General features: G+C 57.7%; 11 protein-coding genes. 7 read left to right on the plus strand and 4 right to left on the minus strand.

The genetic code is table 11. The features are described 5' to 3' along the window. Window positions 1-11: 11 nt before the first annotated feature. Both ssuC and ssuB read left to right on the plus strand, forming a co-directional pair. The gene (gene ssuC / locus AC4PR2_RS10835; RefSeq protein ID WP_060440270.1) at window positions 12-806 is read left to right on the plus strand and encodes an aliphatic sulfonate ABC transporter permease SsuC; all 795 of its coding nucleotides are present in this window, start codon (window positions 12-14) and stop codon (window positions 804-806) included. After that, a complete protein-coding gene (gene ssuB, locus AC4PR2_RS10840; protein ID WP_038874242.1) occupies window positions 803-1,576 on the plus strand; it encodes an aliphatic sulfonates ABC transporter ATP-binding protein in 774 nt (257 codons plus the stop codon). The genes ssuC and ssuB overlap by 4 nt, the downstream gene beginning before the upstream one ends. Window positions 1,577-1,632: 56 nt before the next feature. On the opposite strand, the gene pepN is transcribed toward ssuB, so the two are convergent. Then, window positions 1,633-4,251, minus strand: a complete 2,619-nt coding sequence (gene pepN / locus AC4PR2_RS10845) for an aminopeptidase N (RefSeq protein WP_492175121.1) — start codon at window positions 4,249-4,251, stop codon at window positions 1,633-1,635. A gap of 335 nt (window positions 4,252-4,586) precedes the next feature. Here pepN and AC4PR2_RS10850 point away from each other — a divergent pair, with 335 nt between their 5' ends. The 5 genes from AC4PR2_RS10850 to AC4PR2_RS10870 all read left to right on the plus strand — a co-directional run bounded on the left by AC4PR2_RS10850 (window position 4,587) and on the right by AC4PR2_RS10870 (window position 12,228). Further along, window positions 4,587-6,287, plus strand: coding sequence for a diguanylate cyclase (locus tag AC4PR2_RS10850; protein ID WP_197801735.1), 1,701 nt, complete (start codon window positions 4,587-4,589; stop codon window positions 6,285-6,287). A 255-nt stretch (window positions 6,288-6,542) separates the two neighbouring features. Next, window positions 6,543-7,748: a nicotinate phosphoribosyltransferase gene (gene pncB, locus AC4PR2_RS10855; protein WP_060440274.1), complete on the plus strand. Its 1,206-nt coding sequence runs from the start codon at window positions 6,543-6,545 to the stop codon at window positions 7,746-7,748. Window positions 7,749-7,960: 212 nt separating this feature from the next. Then, a complete protein-coding gene (asnS, locus tag AC4PR2_RS10860; RefSeq protein WP_038874233.1) occupies window positions 7,961-9,361 on the plus strand; it encodes an asparagine--tRNA ligase in 1,401 nt (466 codons plus the stop codon). 301 nt (window positions 9,362-9,662) lie between these two features. Beyond that, on the plus strand, window positions 9,663-10,793 hold the full coding sequence (ompC, locus tag AC4PR2_RS10865; RefSeq protein ID WP_060440275.1) for a porin OmpC: 1,131 nt from the start codon (window positions 9,663-9,665) through the stop codon (window positions 10,791-10,793). A 244-nt stretch (window positions 10,794-11,037) separates the two neighbouring features. Continuing rightward, window positions 11,038-12,228, plus strand: coding sequence for an aromatic amino acid transaminase (locus AC4PR2_RS10870; protein ID WP_197801740.1), 1,191 nt, complete (start codon window positions 11,038-11,040; stop codon window positions 12,226-12,228). 72 nt (window positions 12,229-12,300) lie between these two features. On the opposite strand, the gene AC4PR2_RS10875 is transcribed toward AC4PR2_RS10870, so the two are convergent. The 3 genes from AC4PR2_RS10875 to ldtD all read right to left on the minus strand — a co-directional run bounded on the left by AC4PR2_RS10875 (window position 12,301) and on the right by ldtD (window position 15,550). Continuing rightward, the gene (locus AC4PR2_RS10875; RefSeq protein WP_038880818.1) at window positions 12,301-12,948 is read right to left on the minus strand and encodes an MBL fold metallo-hydrolase; all 648 of its coding nucleotides are present in this window, start codon (window positions 12,946-12,948) and stop codon (window positions 12,301-12,303) included. Window positions 12,949-13,012: 64 nt separating this feature from the next. Continuing rightward, the gene (gene mepK, locus AC4PR2_RS10880) at window positions 13,013-13,561 is read right to left on the minus strand and encodes a peptidoglycan L,D-endopeptidase MepK (RefSeq protein WP_025302289.1); all 549 of its coding nucleotides are present in this window, start codon (window positions 13,559-13,561) and stop codon (window positions 13,013-13,015) included. 180 nt (window positions 13,562-13,741) lie between these two features. Continuing rightward, the gene (ldtD, locus tag AC4PR2_RS10885) at window positions 13,742-15,550 is read right to left on the minus strand and encodes a L,D-transpeptidase (RefSeq protein WP_337046485.1); all 1,809 of its coding nucleotides are present in this window, start codon (window positions 15,548-15,550) and stop codon (window positions 13,742-13,744) included. Window positions 15,551-15,641: the final 91 nt, after the last annotated feature.

Here is a 15,641-nt window from a genome sequence, read left to right on the forward strand (position 1 = left end):
GGAGCGCCCCGATGGCAAAGAACGCGCAACGCATCCTGTATCGGCTGGCCCCCTGGGCGCTGCCGCTGGCGCTGGTGATCCTCTGGCAGATCGCCGTCGAAACCGGCTGGCTGTCCAACCGCATTTTACCGGCGCCGAGCGCAGTGCTGGCCGCCTTCTGGAGCCTGAGCCAAAGCGGCGAACTGTGGCAGCATCTGAGCATCAGCAGCCAGCGCGCGTTGATCGGCTTTGCCATCGGCGGCAGCATTGGGCTTACCCTCGGCTTTATTACCGGGCTGTCGCGCTGGGGCGAACGCCTGCTGGACAGCTCGGTGCAAATGATCCGCAACGTGCCGCACCTGGCGCTGATCCCGTTGGTGATCCTGTGGTTCGGCATCGATGAATCCGCCAAGATCTTTCTGGTGGCGCTCGGTACGCTGTTCCCGATTTATCTCAATACCTACCACGGCATCAAAAACATCGATCGCGGCCTGTTGGAGATGGCCCGCAGCTACGGCCTGAGCGGTTTCCGCCTGTTTACACAGGTGGTGCTGCCGGGCGCGCTGCCGTCGATTATGGTCGGCGTGCGTTTCGCTCTCGGCTTCATGTGGCTGACGCTGATCGTCGCCGAAACCATCTCGGCCAATTCGGGCATCGGCTATCTGGCGATGAACGCGCGTGAATTTCTGCAAACCGATGTGGTAGTGGTGGCCATCGTGCTGTACGCCCTGCTCGGCAAGCTGGCGGACGTGGGCGCGCAGCTGCTGGAGCGCGTCTGGTTGCGCTGGCATCCGGCCTATCAACTGAAACAGGGAGAAGCACTATGACCCTTCCCGCTCGCCTTGCGCAAGGCACACCGGTGACGCTGGAGTCCATCGGCAAAGGTTACGGCAACCGCACGGTGCTGGACAATATTCAGCTGCACATCTCCGCCGGGCAGTTCGTGGCAGTGGTCGGCCGCAGCGGCTGCGGCAAAAGCACCCTGCTGCGCCTGCTGGCCGGCCTGGAACAGGCCAGCAGCGGCGTGCTGCTCAGCGGCAACGCGCCGCTTGCCGCCGTTAAAGAGGATACCCGGCTGATGTTTCAGGATGCGCGCCTGCTGCCGTGGAAAACGGTGATCGACAACGTGGGGCTGGGGCTGCGCGGCCAGTGGCGCGATGCGGCGCTGCAGGCGCTGGACGCGGTCGGCTTGGCGGATCGCGCCCGCGACTGGCCGGCGGCGCTGTCCGGCGGGCAAAAGCAACGGGTCGCCCTGGCGCGCGCGCTGATCCACCGCCCTCGCCTGCTGCTGTTGGACGAACCGCTCGGGGCGCTGGATGCCCTGACGCGCATCGAGATGCAGGGGCTGATAGAAACGCTGTGGCAACAGCACGGTTTTACCGTGCTGTTGGTCACGCACGACGTCAGCGAAGCCATCGCGCTGGCGGATCGGGTGATCCTGATCGAAGAGGGGCGCATCGGGCTGGATCTCTCCCTCGATCTGCCGCGGCCGCGCCGCAAAGGCTCGGCCCGACTGGCGGAACTGGAAGCCGAAGTGCTGGAACGGGTATTATCGCCGCCGGCTACCGGGGCCAGCCCGCGCCAGGCGGCGAATTGAACGGATAAAAAAAGGGACGGCAAAAGCCGTCCCTTGATCTATTCAGAGTGAAAAAATCAGGCGTCGAGCGCCTTGCTGATCTTCTCGTACAGATCGCCGGACAGGTTTTCCAACCCTTTCAACTGTTCCAGCGCCTTGCGCATCAGCGCCTGGCGGCCCGCGTCGTAACGCTTCAGGCGAATCAGCGGTTCAATCAGGCGCGCGGCGATCTGCGGGTTACGCTGGTTGAGATCGCTGAGGATCTCCGCCAGGAACTGATAGCCGCTGCCGTCCGCCGCATGGAACGCCGCCGGGTTACCGGAAGCGAAACCGCCGATCAACGAGCGGGTGCGGTTCGGGTTGCTCAGGCTGAACGAGCGGTGTTGCAACAGCGCACGCACCTTGCTCAGCACGTCTGCCGCCGGGCTGCTGCCCTGCAGCACGAACCATTTGTCCATCACCAGACCATCCTGATGCCAGCGCTCGTCGAACGCCGCCAGCAGCGCATCGCGGCACGGCAGCTGGGCCGCGACCGCGGCGGACAGCGCCGCCAACGAATCGGTCATGTTATCCGCCTGGCGATACTGTTCGCTCACCAGCTGATCCGCCAGCGCCACATCTTCGCCGAACGCCAGGTAGCCCAGGCACACATTGCGCAAGGCGCGCTTGGCGATCTCGGCGTGCTCCACGCGGTAGCCGTCGGTCTTGTTGGCGTGATACACCGCCAGCCACTCATCGGCCAACTCACGCGCCAGGCAGCGTACTATCGCTTCGTGCACCGCAGCGATCGCTTCCGGATCGATGGTGGCGAACAGCTCGGCGATTTCGTTCTCAGACGGCAGCGTCAGGATCTGCGCCGCCAGCGCCGGATCCAGTTTTTCGTCCAGCAGCACCGCGCGGAACGCATCGGCCACGTGCAGCGGCAGCGACAACGGCTGCTTCTGCTGGTGCCGCGCCACGTTCAGCTTGATATAGGTCGCCAGCAGGCTCTGCGCCGCATCCCAGCGCGCAAATTCATTACGCGCGTGCTGCATCAGGAAGGTCAGCTGCTGGTCGCTGTACGGATAGTCCAGCTTCACCGGCGCGGAGAATTCGCGCAGCAGCGACGGCACCGGCTTGTGCGCCACGCCGTCGAACACGAAGGTCTGCTCCGCTTCGGTGACGTTCAGCACGTTGTTGACCGGCAGACCGCCCTTTTGCAGTGGAATGACGTTGCCTTCGCTGTCGTACAGTTCGATATCCAGCGGGATATGCAGCGGCAACTTCTCCGGCTGATCGGCGGTTGGCGCGGTTTTCTGGCTGACATGCAGGCGATACTGCTGAGTTTGTGCGTCGTATTCGTCGCGTACCGTCAACAGCGGCGTGCCGGTCTGGCTATACCAACGGCGGAAGCGCGAGAGATCGACGTTGGACGCATCCTCCATCGCCTGCACGAAATCGTCGCAGGTGGCGGCGCTCCCGTCGTGGCGTTCGAAATAGAGCTGCATCCCTTTCTGGAAGTTCGCTTCCCCCAGCAAGGTGTGCATCATGCGGATCACTTCGGAACCCTTTTCATACACCGTCAGGGTGTAGAAGTTGTTCATCTCGATCACTTTGTCCGGGCGGATGGCGTGCGCCATCGGGCTGGCGTCTTCGGCGAACTGCGCGCCGCGCATCACGCGCACGTTATCGATGCGGTTGACCGAACGCGATCCCAGATCGGAACTGAACTCCTGATCGCGGAACACCGTCAGCCCCTCTTTCAGGCTGAGCTGGAACCAGTCGCGGCAGGTCACGCGGTTACCGGTCCAGTTGTGGAAGTATTCGTGGCCGATCACCGCTTCGATGTTCAGGTAGTCCTTGTCGGTGGCGGTTTCTGCCTTCGCCAGCACATATTTGGAGTTAAAGATATTTAACCCTTTGTTCTCCATCGCGCCCATATTGAAGAAATCGACCGCCACAATCATATAAATGTCGAGATCGTATTCCAGGCCGAAGCGGGTCTCGTCCCACTTCATCGAGTTCTTCAGCGACGTCATCGCCCAGTCGGCGCGATCCAGGTTGCCGCGATCGACGAACAGCTCCAGCGCGACCTTACGGCCGGAGCGGGTGGTGAAGCTGTCGCGCAGCACGTCGAAGTCCCCCGCTACCAGCGCGAACAGGTAGCAAGGTTTCGGGAACGGATCCTGCCATTGCACCCAGTGGCGGCCATCGGCCAATTCGCCCTGGCCGATGCGGTTGCCGTTCGACAGCAGGAACGGATAGCGCGCCTTGTCGGCCACGATGCGGGTAGTAAAGCGTGCCAGCACATCCGGGCGGTCCTGATAATAGGTAATGTGGTGGAAGCCTTCGGCTTCGCATTGCGTGCACAGCGCATCGCCGGACAGGTACAGCCCTTCCAGGGCGGTGTTTTTCGCCGGGTGAATGTCGTTGACGATGGTAAGAGTGAATTGTGCCGGCAACTCTTCGATGATCAGCTGGTTATCCTGCTGACGATAGGCGCTCCACGGTTGACCGTCGACCTGAATGCTCACCAGCGTTAGATCTTCGCCATCCAGCACCAGCGGGGCGCCGGCCGTGCCCTGACGTTTGATTTTACTGACGGCGGTCACGCGCGTGGTTTCCGCGTCCAGACTGAAGTCCAAATCGATATCGGTCGTGGTGTAATCAGGCGCGCGATAATCGTGGCGATATTTTGCCTGTGGCTGTTGTGTCATAAAAACCCTTAAACGTCTCAGTGAGTTATAGGTGCAGGCCGCTCTTCTCCTCCGCGCCGCAGCTGGTGTGTTCCCCTGCGGCGCACGGCGGACCTGATTGTGAATAAACTGTATCACAGCTGGCCGAAAAGCCCAGAGCCGCCGGGCGACCACGAGAGAGAAATCAGAGGCAAATCATAAATCGCCCGCCAGACGACAGCGCGGGTGACCAATGGCTAAATAGAAATCAGCATTTAATGCTAAAAAACCGCCGTCCGGGCGCGCCGGCATAGTTGAGGCGGCACAGGCGGCATAGTGGTATAATTGCCGAATCAGGCCCAGGGATGACTCGCACTATGAAAATCAAATACGCAATCTATTTTTTTACCCTGTGCCTGATGACCTCCTTCTCGCTGTTCATCGTCGAGGAGCTGCTCGAAGCCCATACCGACTACCGAGATAACCAACTCAACCTGTATAAGATCGATCGCGCCAAAGAAATCTCCGAGGCCTTCCAGGCTTCGCTGCAGGCTCACCGCCTCAAACGATTGAGCCTGATCGATCCGCAAATCACCCGCGCGCAATGTTTGGCCGCCGATCGGGTGGCGCGTGAGAAAATTACCCGGATCCGCGAGCATCTGAACGATCCGGTCGTCAGGCAGCTCGGGGTGCGGCAAAAAATCGCCGCGCTGTCGATGATCGGCCTGATGGAACAGCTGTTGGATAACGACAACCTGCAGCTTTCGCAGGTCAACAACGCCAATGCCAATCTGTTCAACATCAACAGCGCCTATTACATCTCGCAAACCAGCAAGAGCTATTACCGCTACACCTACGATACCCGGATGGTGGATACCGATTCCTTTATGTTTCTCGAGGCCATTCGCCTCAACAACCGGCTGAATATGTCACTGACGGAGTTAAGCGATCAGATTATCGACGTCAACGTCAACCCGCTCGATCGCAAAGACGCCTACCTGAAGTCCATTCAGTTGACCGGCGTGCTGAACGCGCTGAGCACCCGATTGATCTTCATGAAGATCAACTACGACGACGTGCAAACCACCGAGCTCGTCAATCAGTTGCTCACCCTGGTGTCGGCCGAACGTCTCAAGCAGATCACCGATGGGTTATACACCGCCATCAATACTCAAAAACCCTATCCCGCAGCGCTTATTTCGCGCTATGTCGACGAGCTGAGCGGGCTTTCGCAGGCGCTGTATCAACGCAGCTTCGAGCTGGAAACCGTCGCTTCGCGTCACAAAATTTACGATAGCCAGACCACCATTTACGGCATGATCGCGCTCGCCGGCCTGGTGGTGTTGCTGTTCATTTTGCCGGCGCTGGTGTTCTGCACCAACATCAACCGTTGGCTGACCAAGACTCACAACAATATCGTTCGGTTGTCGCGCGGCGAGATGAATATCGATCGCAACGACGCCTTCTACAGCCGGGAACTGATCGCCATCAGCGACGCCATTCAGCAGCTCAGGCAATACCAGCTGGACAAGGTCTCTCTGGAAAGTGAGAAGCAACTGTTGATTAAAGAGCTCGAGGCCTCTTCCTTCCTCGATCCGCTCACCAATATTTATAACCGCCGTAAATTCTTCCTTGAATGCCAGCTGCTGGGTGACAGCAGCTATCCACAGGCCTTTTGCCTGATCGATATCGACAATTTCAAACAGCTCAACGACAGCTATGGCCACGACGTAGGTGACCAGGCGCTGGTGGCATTCGGCCACTTGCTGCAACGCGCGTTCCGCGCCAGCGACATTTTCTGCCGCTACGGCGGCGAAGAGTTCGCGGTGCTGCTGGGCAACTGTTCGTTGGACAACGCACGGGACATCATGGAGCAATTGCGCACTCGTACTCATCGCCTGACGCTAAATCTGACCGACGGACGGCAAGTGCGTTTCACCACCAGCTGCGGCATTGCGCCGGTCAACGCGTTCACCGCGCTGCAGGCGGCGATCAAACAGGCGGACGAAGCGCTCTATTTTTGCAAAAAGAACGGCAAGGATCGGGTCAGCGTACACACTCAGATCGGGTTTATCTGATTCGCTGTTTAAAATAATTAACATTATAATTTTTATGACTAATTAGGCTAAGTCATTCACCTTACAGGCATATCTGGCTTTTTTTCTTCCCCGCCGCCGCCAGGCCGCCATAAAGGCACGTTTAATCCTCGACCCGCTTTGGTGATTTATGGTGTGATGCAGCTTCAATAACAGGATAATCCGGGTATACTCCACCCCCACTTTTATGATTATCCGGATTTGGACACGCGCCTGACGAGGATGCTGTAACGCGCTATGACTCAATACGCTTCCCCGATTTTGACATCACTGCTTGATACCGATGCTTATAAGCTTCATATGCAGCAAGCAGTGTTCCATCGCTATCCCGCGATCAGCGTGGCGGCGGAATTCCGCTGCCGCGGCGACGAACTGCTGGGCGAATATGCCGACGAGATCCGCGCGCAGGTGGCGCTGATGAGCCGGCTGGCGCTGACCGACGCCGAATTCGCTTATCTCTCGGGCCTGCCCTTCTTCCGTCAGGATTATCTGAACTGGCTGCGGACGTTCCGCTACGATCCGCAGCAGGTGATCGTCGAGAACCGCGACGGCAAGCTGCACATCCGCATCGCCGGGCCGTGGCGCGAAGTGATCATGTGGGAAGTGCCGCTGCTGGCAGTGATCAGCGAAGTAGTACATCGCCGCCGCTCTGCGCAGGTGACGCCGGAACAGGCGGTGGCACATCTGCAGACCAAGCTGGCACAGTTCAAGACGCTGGCGGGCGATCTGGACCTTTCGCGCTTCAAGCTGATGGACTTCGGCACCCGTCGTCGTTTCTCTCAGGGCGTTCAGCAGGCCATCGTCAGCACCTTGCAGGCCGAATTCCCGTACCTGTCGGGCACCAGCAATTACGATCTGGCTCACCAGCTCGGCCTGGCGCCGGTCGGCACGCAGGCGCATGAATGGTTCCAGGCGCACCAGCAGATAAGCCCGGTGCTGGCCAACAGCCAGCGCGCCGCATTGCAAGCCTGGCTGGATGAATACCCGGACCAGCTTGGCATCGCGCTCACCGACTGCATCACCATGGATGCCTTCCTGCGCGACTTCGGCCCGCAGTTCGCCGAGCGTTATCAGGGGCTGCGCCACGATTCGGGCGATCCCGTCGAGTGGGGTGAAAAGGCCATTGCCCACTACGAGAAACTGGGCATCGACCCGATGAGCAAAACGCTGGTGTTCTCGGACAACCTGGATCTGGACAAAGCGCTGGCGCTCTACCGCCACTTCTATCAACGCATCAACCTCGGATTCGGCATCGGCACGCGCCTGACCTGCGATATTCCCGGCGTCAAGCCGCTGAATATCGTGATCAAACTGGTCGAGTGCAAAGGCAAACCGGTGGCCAAGCTCTCGGACAGCCCCGGCAAAACCATTTGTCAGGATCAGGCGTTCGTCAGAGCCCTGCGCAAAGCCTTCGATCTGCCGCTGGTGAAGAAAGCCAGCTGATCCTTCTTTGTATAAGAGAAAGCCGGCCCGGTTCACGCGCCGGCTTTTTTGTTTTTATCCCGAACGCCCTCTTTTCAGCCAGCCGCGATAAATGTTGCGCCAATCCGATGATTTCTGCTTGTGCTCTGCACCGCGGCAAGTAACATAGCCATTACCCCCATATTCTTGGGTTGTAAGCTATTTCTAAACCAAATTATTAAAGAGAGAAATCTATGAGCGTAGTGCCTGTAGTCGACGTACTGCAAGGTCGTGCTGCGGTTGACAGTGAAGTCACCGTACGCGGCTGGGTACGTACCCGGAGAGATTCAAAAGCTGGTATCTCCTTCCTGGCCGTCTATGACGGTTCCTGCTTTGATCCGTTACAGGCCGTCGTTAATAATTCTCTGCCGAATTATCAGGATGAAGTGCTGCACCTGACCACCGGTTGCTCGGTTGAAGTGACCGGTAAGGTCGTTGCCTCACCGGGCGAAGGCCAGAGCTTCGAACTGCAGGCCACCGCGATCAAAGTGGTCGGCTGGGTCGACGATCCGGACACTTACCCGATGGCGGCCAAGCGCCACAGCATCGAATACCTGCGCGAAGTGGCTCACCTGCGCCCGCGCACCAACCTGATCGGCGCCGTGGCGCGCGTACGTCATACTCTGGCGCAGGCGATCCACCGTTTCTTCCATGAAAACGGCTATTTCTGGGTGTCCACCCCGCTGATCACCGCCTCCGATACCGAAGGCGCCGGCGAGATGTTCCGCGTGTCCACGCTGGATCTGGAAAACCTGCCGCGCACCGACAAGGGCACCGTCGACTTCAGCGAAGACTTCTTCGGTAAAGAAGCCTTCCTTACCGTTTCCGGCCAGCTGAACGGCGAAACCTACGCCTGTGCGCTGTCCAAGGTTTACACCTTCGGCCCAACCTTCCGCGCCGAAAACTCCAACACCAGCCGCCACCTGGCGGAATTCTGGATGATCGAGCCGGAAGTGGCCTTCGCGACGCTGGACGACGTTGCCGGCCTGGCCGAAAGCATGTTGAAGTATGTGTTCCAGGCGGTGCTGGATGAACGTGCCGATGACCTGAAATTCTTCGCCGAGCGCGTGGATAAAGACGCAATCTCTCGTCTGGAGCGTTTCGTTTCTTCCGATTTTGCCCAGGTGGACTACACCGACGCCATCGAGATCCTGCTGGCCTCGGGCCAAACCTTCGAAAACCCGGTTTCCTGGGGCATCGATCTCTCTTCCGAGCATGAACGTTACCTGGCTGAGAAACACTTCCAGGCGCCGGTGGTGGTGAAAAACTACCCGAAAGACATCAAAGCGTTCTATATGCGCATGAACGAAGACGGCAAAACCGTCGCGGCCATGGACGTTCTGGCACCGGGCATCGGCGAAATCATCGGCGGCTCGCAGCGTGAAGAACGCCTCGACGTGCTCGATCAGCGTCTGGAAGAGATGGGGCTGAATAAAGAAGACTACTGGTGGTATCGCGATCTGCGCCGCTACGGCACCGTGCCGCATTCCGGTTTCGGCCTGGGCTTTGAACGTTTAATCGCCTATGTCACCGGCGTGCAAAACGTGCGCGATGTGATTCCATTCCCGCGCACGCCACGTAACGCAAGCTTCTAATTTATACGATCAACCGTTTTTTAAACGATTTCGTTACAAAACAAAGGCCAGCATTGCTGGCCTTTCGCATTTTTTAATATTGACGCACGTCACAAAGTTCCCTAAAAATTACATTTAGTTACACATACTTTCTTTTTGCAACCTGATTGGGACATTGGTATCATTTTCGTCCTAGATTAACCCGCCTGTGAATGGAACACTGCGTTCAGACACAGGACGACACCAATCTATCAACAATAGTTCCCAAAGAATTATTGGCGGCAGTGGCAAAGGTGTCCGAATAACACCAATGAGGGTAATAATGATGAAGCGCAACATTCTTGCAGTGGTTATCCCGGCTCTGTTGGCTGCTGGTGCAGCAAACGCAGCTGAAATCTACAACAAAGACGGCAACAAGCTGGATCTGTACGGCAAAGTTGACGGTCTGCACTACTTCTCCAAAGACAAAGGTAATGACGGCGATCAGACCTATGTTCGTTTTGGCTTCAAAGGTGAAACCCAGATTACTGACCAACTGACCGGTTACGGCCAGTGGGAATACAACGTTCAGTCCAACCACTCCGAGTCTCAGGGCACCGAAGGCACCAAAACCCGTCTGGGCTTTGCCGGTCTGAAATTCGCTGACTACGGCTCCTTCGACTACGGCCGTAACTACGGCGTACTGTACGACGTGGAAGGCTGGACCGATATGCTGCCAGAGTTCGGTGGCGATACCTACACCATCACCGACAACTTCATGACTGGCCGTACCAACGGCGTTGCGACCTATCGTAACAACAACTTCTTCGGTCTGGTTGACGGTCTGAACTTCGCTCTGCAATACCAGGGCAAAAACCAGAACGACGGCCGCGACATCAAGAAACAAAACGGCGACGGCTGGGGTATCTCCTCTACTTATGACATCGGCGAAGGCGTAAGCTTCGGCGCTGCATACGCTTCTTCCAACCGTACCGATGCTCAAAAACGTTCCAACGAGCTTGGCGACAAGGCTGATGCATGGACCGTGGGCGCGAAATACGACGCCAACAACGTTTACCTGGCGGCCATGTACGCAGAAACTCGTAACATGACTCCGTTCGGTGGTAATAATATCATCACTCCTAATACCACTTGCGCAGCATCTGAAAACTGCGGCGGCTTCGCCAGCAAAACTCAGAACTTCGAAGTGACTGCTCAGTACCAGTTCGACTTCGGTCTGCGTCCAGAAGTGTCTTACCTGCAGTCTAAAGGTAAAAACCTGAACGTCCCAGGCGCGGGTTCTGACCAAGATCTGGTTAAATATGTTTCTGTTGGTACCACTTACTACTTCAACAAAAACATGTCCACCTACGTTGATTACAAAATCAACCTGCTGGATGACAACGCGTTCACCAAAGCAACCGGCACCGCTACTGACGATATCGTAGCTGTTGGTCTGGTGTACCAGTTCTAAGTTGTCTCGCTTAACGGCGGTTTACCGTCGGCTAAGTTAAAAAACAGGGCTTCGGCCCTGTTTTTGTTTGTGTCAGCCGGTAACTTTTTATCCTGCCAATTTCTCCTTCCCCATCATTTTTTCTGCCTAATACTGCCCCTTCGCAAGATCGCGGTGTTTTTGTCGCAAACGGTTGGCAAAGCCGGTAACTGGCGTTACCCTGATGCTTCTGTCTGCTTAACTCCGAGATTTGGAAGCACCTGACATGTTTGAAAAAATCACCGCCGCACCCGCCGACCCGATACTGGGCCTGACCGACATTTTCCGCGCCGACGCCCGCCCGAATAAAATCAATTTAGGGATTGGCGTTTATAAAGACGAAACCGGTAAAACCCCGGTGCTGACCAGCGTAAAAAAAGCTGAGCAGTATCTGCTGGAAAATGAGACCACCAAAAACTATCTCGGTATTGAGGGCATTCAGGCGTTCGCCAGCTGCACGCAAGCGCTGTTGTTCGGCAAAGAGAGCCCGATCGTCGCCGATCGTCGCGCGCGCACCGCACAGACGCCAGGCGGCACCGGCGGCCTGCGCGTGGCGGCAGACTTTATCGCTAACCAGACCAGCGCCAAACGCATCTGGATTAGCAACCCAAGCTGGCCGAACCACAAGAACGTCTTTAGCGCCGTGGGCCTGGAAGTGCTGGAATACGCCTACTACGACGCCGCCAACCACGCGTTGAATTTCGACGGCCTGCTGAACAGCCTGAAACAGGCCCAGGCCGGTGATGTCGTGCTGTTCCACGGCTGCTGCCATAACCCGACCGGTATCGATCCAACGGCGGAGCAGTGGGCGCAGCTGGCCGAACTTTCCGTCGCCAATGGCTGGCTGCCGCTGTTCGACTTCGCTTATCAGGGCTTCGCCAACGGCCTGGAAGAGGATGCTCAAGGCCTGCGTATTTTCGCCGCCAAACATCAAGAGCTGATCGTCGCCAGTTCCTACTCGAAAAACTTCGGTCTGTACAATGAGCGCGTCGGCGCTTGTACCATTGTCGCCGCCGATGCCGAAACCACCGACCGCGCCTTTAGCCAGGTGAAAGCGGCGATTCGCGCCAACTACTCCAACCCGCCGTCACACGGCGCCGCCGTGGTCGCTACCATTCTGGGCAACGACGCTCTGCGCGCGATGTGGGAACAAGAGCTGACCGATATGCGCCAGCGTATTCACCGCATGCGTCAGCTGTTCGTGAATACTCTGCAGGAGAAAGGCGCGCAGCAGGACTTCAGCTTCATCATCCAGCAGAACGGCATGTTCTCGTTCAGCGGCCTGACCAAAGAACAGGTGCTGCGTCTGCGCGAAGAGTTCGGCGTCTACGCCGTGAACTCAGGCCGGGTGAACGTGGCCGGCATGACGCCGGACAACATGGCGCCACTGTGCGAAGCCATCGTCGCCGTGCTCTAAAAGCATCGACGCAGGTCATAAAAAAAGGGGCGCTCTATGCGCCCCTTGATTTTTCCTGCCGGGAAATAATCGTTACCACACCGCCGGCTCTTCGCGCAGGAACGGGTTGGTCTGGCGCTCGTGACCGAAGGTCGACATCGGGCCGTGACCGGGAATAAAGCGCATGTCGTCGCCCAACGGCAGCAGTTTGGTACGAATAGAGGCAATCAGCGCCTGATGGTCACCGCGCGGGAAGTCGCTGCGCCCCACGCCGCCGTTAAACAGCACGTCGCCCACCAGCGCCAAACGCGCCTGCTCATTGATAAAGACGATGTGGCCCGGCGTATGCCCTGGACAGTGCAGCACCTTGAGCGTCATCTCGCCCACCTGCATCTCATCGCCTTCCGACAGCCAGCGGGTCGGCGTCAGCGGCGCGCACTCTTCCAGTCCAAACATCCGGCTCTGCGCCGGCAAACCGTCCAGCCAAAACGCGTCTTCTTTATCCGGGCCGTAGATCGGCACCTGATAATGGTCCGCCAGCTCCGCCGCCGCACCGACGTGATCCAAATGGCCGTGCGTCAGCAGAATCTGAGTGATCGTCACCCCCTGCCGCGCGACTTCCGCTTTGATTTTCTCCGCTTCACCGCCGGGATCGACCAACGCCGCCTGCTGCGTGTTTTCGCACCAAATCAGGCTGCAATTCTGGCTAAAGGCGGTAACGGGAATAAGATGGTATTTCATAAGGCTCCAACGACAATAACGCCGCATCCGCAAGGGGCGGCGTTATTCACTGATGGCACAGCGATTACCAGGTCCGAACCGGGCCGGTATCGATGTGTACGAAGTTGCTACGTGGGTAATATCCTACACCACCGGCGCGCATTTTTAACGCCGCTTTACGGATATTACTCAATTGGATGCCTTCGATATGGAAATCCATCGCCTGGCCTTTGGTGTGGTAGCTGTGCTTGGCCACGCCGCGGCTATGCGCACGCAGTTCGTTGTTGGTATCTACGGAACGGTATCCGGAGATCAGCTGCACCGGCTTGCTGGTGCCCAGCAGCCCCTGCAGGCGATAGAGGTGATCAAACAAGCGGGGATCGATCGATTTAACCTTGTTGGCGCGATAATCGCGGAACAGATGATTTAGCCGCACCAACTCTTCTTTATTGTAACCTTTGCCGTCAAAGAACTCGGCTTTAATAGATTCACCGGTATTCAGGTTATTCAACACTAAAATACGCGGCCGAGCGGTGGAAAGACTGGCAAACGCCTGCCCTGGAAGCAGCGCTATGCCCATAGCGGCGCCACCTAGCGCCAGCCATTTACGGCGGTGATGATCAATTTTGTCCATGACTCTGTTAAACCCGGCAAGAATGTCAAAATAAATGCACAAAGCAGCGCACTGTCCGAACCATAACCGCCTGCGTATGCTGAGTCAACCCGCGATACGCCTAGGTTTACAGGCCCCCGGCGACGAGGGCCTGCGGTATAGCCAAACATTCTGACCGTTATTTATTTATAATTACTGCATTTACTGCATTAATTTTTTGGCCTGAGCCAAAATTTGTGCGCCCGATCGCACCGTATTATCATAATTGTAAATATCTGTACGGAATTGCGGTTGGCCGTCATCCGAAACCCAGGCGGTCAGATAATACAGTTTTACGGGAATACGCTGGCGAATATTCACATAAGTGGTATTCCCCTCTTTCAGCGTGGAAGACACGCGGCTGTTGTTCCAGCCTGCGTCCTGCAGCAGCATATTCGCCAAATCGGAAGCCTTGTTCACCCGCACGCAGCCGGAGCTGAGCGCACGGATATCTTTCTGGAACAGGCTGTGGTTCGGGGTATCGTGCAGGTAGATGGCGTCCGAGCTCGGCATATTGAACTTGAAGCGCCCCAGCGAGTTGGTGGCACCCGGCGCCTGACGGACGCGATACGGGAAATTGCGCGCAGAAACCATGCTCCAGTCGATCATCGCCGGGTTGATCACTTCCGCATCGTTGCTCCAACCCGACAGCACCGTATAGCCGTGTTTCTGGAAGTAATTACCGTCGCGCATCGCCTTCGGCACAATGTCCTCGCGCACCAGCGTGGTCGGCACGTTCCACGGCGGGTTGACCACCACGTTGTTCAACGCGCTGCTCATCAGCGGCGTCTTACGGCTCGGCCGCCCGACGATAACGCGGGAAGACAGCACTTCATTGCCGTTCTGGTAGTAGGTCAGCGAGTAGTTGGGAATGTTCACCATAATGCCGGTGCCGATATGCCCCGGTAAAATTCGCAGGCGTTGGATATTCAGCGCCAGCAGCGCGGCGCGGGTTTTCGGTGACACGTTGAGCCACTCACGGGTGCGCACGCCGATCACGCCGTCCGCCGTCAACCCCTGCCATTTCTGGAAGCGCTTGACGCCCTCCACCAGCTCATTGGTATAAAGATTGTCGCTCACCACGCTGCCAATCTGCGGCGGCGTCTGCTCCGCAGTCAACTCCGTTACCGGCGCCGCCGATGGGCTGACCGTCACGCGGCTTTTCTCTTCGTCTACCGTCAGCCCGCCGTCGTCGGGCTCATTGCTCTTCGCCGAAACCACCGCCGGTTCCGGCTCCGCTTCCGGCGCCGAGGCGGCCAGCATGCCGGTACGCGTCAGGATCTCACGCAGCGCCGGGATATCGTTGCTCATTTGGCCTGGGCGCAGGCTCGGGCCGCTGCCCACCTGTGGCCACGGACGATTGTCCGCCAGCATGTCGCGCAGCGCCTGATGCATCTTGGCGTATTGCGGATGCTGCGGCGCGAGCGAATTCACATAGCTCAGGGTACGCGCCTGGCGCACCGCCAGCTGCCATTGGTTGATCACCGCGGTGGGCGGCAAGCCAAGCTTGTAGGGAATATTGCTGTACAGCCAGTTGTTGCCGTTGGCACCGATGGCAGAGACGAACTGCAAATAGCCCAGCATCGCATCGGACAGCACCGCATCGCGGCCCGCTTCACTGAGCGCCGGATCGGTCAACATCTTCACCCATTGGGTAAACTGCGGCTGCACGCCGGACATCGCCAGTTCGGCCAGCTGCTGCTGAAACTGCTGAACGGCTTCGCGATCCTGCCACATCGGCTGCATGTGATTCGCCGCATACAGCGGTGCCAGCGTGGAAAGGTAGTGCAAATCCATGCCGCGCGGCAACGCGGCCAGCAGCTCAGAACGGCTCTGCGCAACGGACATGCCTGCTGATGCCACCGGCAACGCCGTAACGGTAGCCGATGCGGAAAACGACGACACAAGACTACAGGCGATAGCGCCACTCAGCGCCAAACGTCGTAGAGAGTTTCCCTTTTTAAGCAACATCCCTTGCCCCCTGTATGCTCACAAAAAAAACGTCAAAAACTGCATATAGTTTCAGTATACAAACAGAAAGGCCGTTTCGCCCTGCGGGCGT

Source organism: Serratia sp. A07 (genome assembly GCF_058725505.1).

What these genes read in the sequence shown, in the direction of transcription:
- AC4PR2_RS10870 (WP_197801740.1), top strand. Translation starts at nt 11,038, where the DNA reads ATGTTTGAAAAAATCACCGCCGCACCCGCCGACCCGATACTGGGCCTG.
- AC4PR2_RS10850 (WP_197801735.1), top strand. Translation starts at nt 4,587, where the DNA reads ATGAAAATCAAATACGCAATCTATTTTTTTACCCTGTGCCTGATGACC.
- mepK (WP_025302289.1), bottom strand. Translation starts at nt 13,561, where the DNA reads ATGGACAAAATTGATCATCACCGCCGTAAATGGCTGGCGCTAGGTGGC.
- ssuC (WP_060440270.1), top strand. Translation starts at nt 12, where the DNA reads ATGGCAAAGAACGCGCAACGCATCCTGTATCGGCTGGCCCCCTGGGCG.
- pepN (WP_492175121.1), bottom strand. Translation starts at nt 4,251, where the DNA reads ATGACACAACAGCCACAGGCAAAATATCGCCACGATTATCGCGCGCCT.
- pncB (WP_060440274.1), top strand. Translation starts at nt 6,543, where the DNA reads ATGACTCAATACGCTTCCCCGATTTTGACATCACTGCTTGATACCGAT.
- AC4PR2_RS10875 (WP_038880818.1), bottom strand. Translation starts at nt 12,948, where the DNA reads ATGAAATACCATCTTATTCCCGTTACCGCCTTTAGCCAGAATTGCAGC.
- ssuB (WP_038874242.1), top strand. Translation starts at nt 803, where the DNA reads ATGACCCTTCCCGCTCGCCTTGCGCAAGGCACACCGGTGACGCTGGAG.
- ldtD (WP_337046485.1), bottom strand. Translation starts at nt 15,550, where the DNA reads ATGTTGCTTAAAAAGGGAAACTCTCTACGACGTTTGGCGCTGAGTGGC.
- ompC (WP_060440275.1), top strand. Translation starts at nt 9,663, where the DNA reads ATGATGAAGCGCAACATTCTTGCAGTGGTTATCCCGGCTCTGTTGGCT.
- asnS (WP_038874233.1), top strand. Translation starts at nt 7,961, where the DNA reads ATGAGCGTAGTGCCTGTAGTCGACGTACTGCAAGGTCGTGCTGCGGTT.